Here is a 1,677-nt window from a genome sequence, read left to right on the forward strand (position 1 = left end):
CTCCATGGCTCGCAGCGTTGGTTTATTTATCAATAAATTCGAGTTTGGCAAGGCCATCTAACTAAGCAACCAAATGGATACATTACCACATCTTCCTTGTTATTGTTATTTCCACGCAATTGTTACATAAGCACTATGGTGCTTTGTACTGTTAATTGAATCGAATATTTAAGTATTTCAAAATAACACCTAAATAATCATTAAAAACATCATCAAATTAAATCAACTGCATCTATAAAGTGGCAATATAAACATAAAACTTTATTGAGCATTTAATTTAATACCCACTTACTTTTAAGCGATCTCGAATTTAGGGCATAATTTTTGTGCCAGTTTGGCCATTAATCAAAGTGAATGGAAAACAAAAGTCACAGTTTTTCTGCTTTACATCAGAGTCTTTAAAGTTTCAGTGAGTATATTTAAATACAGTCGTTGAAACTCAAGCTGACAGTTTACACTCGCATAGTTTTTCTTTATCATCCTGAGATATCTAACCAAATGAACCAATGAACCTCGGAACAATCAACTAAATTAAGGATAATCCCCATGCCACAATCAAAGTTAACCAATAAAATTATCCTGATTACAGGTGCCTCTTCCGGCATTGGTCAAGCCTGTGCGGAACAGTTTGCCGCCCAAGGTGCTAAGCTTATTCTCACTGCACGACGTTTTGATCGCCTTAATGACCTCGCGACCACATTGCATCATAAATATGGCACAAAAACTCTGCCTTTAGAGCTGGATGTCAGAGATAAGCAACACGTTAACCATACCATTAAGAGTTTACCTACAGAATGGCAGTCCATTGATATTTTAATCAACAATGCGGGCCTTGGCGGCACGACCGAGCTCATGCAGCATGCAGATACAGACATTTGGGATACCATCATCGATACTAATGTCAAAGGCTTACTTTATGTTACCAAAGCCACCCTAACTAGTATGGTTGAGCGCAATACCGGGCACATTATTAATATCGGCTCTATCGCAGGTCATGATTATTACAAGGGTGGCAATGTTTACAGTGCAAGCAAACATGCCGTAAAAGCACTCACCCGCTCACTGCGCATAGACCTTGCAGGCCATAACATTCGTATCAGTGAAATTGACCCAGGTGCAGTACATACGGAATTTAGTGAAAAACGCTGGGATAAAGCACGTTCTGACCAGTTTTATGCAGGCTTTGAGCCATTAATGGGTGAGGATATCGCTGACACGGTAATTTACTGCGCAACTCGTCCAGCCCATGTCAACATTTCAGAGATTATGGTCTACCCACTGGCACAAGCGGCAACCTCTATCTTACATAAGGACGATCAATCAGACACAAAGTCAAACAGTTTATATGACTAATAACTCAGGCTAACGTAAGCGTCGCTACCTCGGTAGGTATTTTGCACATCCAATGATGCAAAATCGCCGAGCAAAACGCGACGACTATAAACCCTCGGCTGTCCGCGTCACACAGCGTTGCGTGCCTTGAATCGGCACACTCCACTACTGTGCTCTCACATGACTCTACGGTTCGTATAGATTTTTAGACACTCGTTACGCTTGCTACAGACCTAACGGCCTTTCGCAACTCCGCTCTGCTAAAAACCCGAACCTACCTCGGCCTACTCACCCCGTGCTTAGCACTCCATGGCTCGCAGCGATTGCAAAAAACTTGTTGGACCG

General features: G+C 42.0%; 1 protein-coding gene. It reads left to right on the top strand.

Features of this window, described 5'->3' with window-relative positions; all coding sequences use genetic code 11:
* The first annotated feature begins 546 nt into the window (after positions 1–546).
* Positions 547–1,353, top strand: coding sequence for an SDR family NAD(P)-dependent oxidoreductase (locus C200_RS12840; RefSeq protein WP_016212343.1), 807 nt, complete (start codon positions 547–549; stop codon positions 1,351–1,353).
* The last annotated feature ends 324 nt before the right edge of the window (positions 1,354–1,677 follow it).

It is taken from the genome of Piscirickettsia salmonis LF-89 = ATCC VR-1361 (assembly GCF_000297215.2).
Lineage (GTDB): Bacteria > Pseudomonadota > Gammaproteobacteria > Piscirickettsiales > Piscirickettsiaceae > Piscirickettsia > Piscirickettsia salmonis.

Bases quoted from the DNA above. Each gene is read 5' to 3' on its own strand.
- C200_RS12840 (WP_016212343.1), top strand. From the start codon at position 547: ATGCCACAATCAAAGTTAACCAATAAAATTATCCTGATTACAGGTGCC.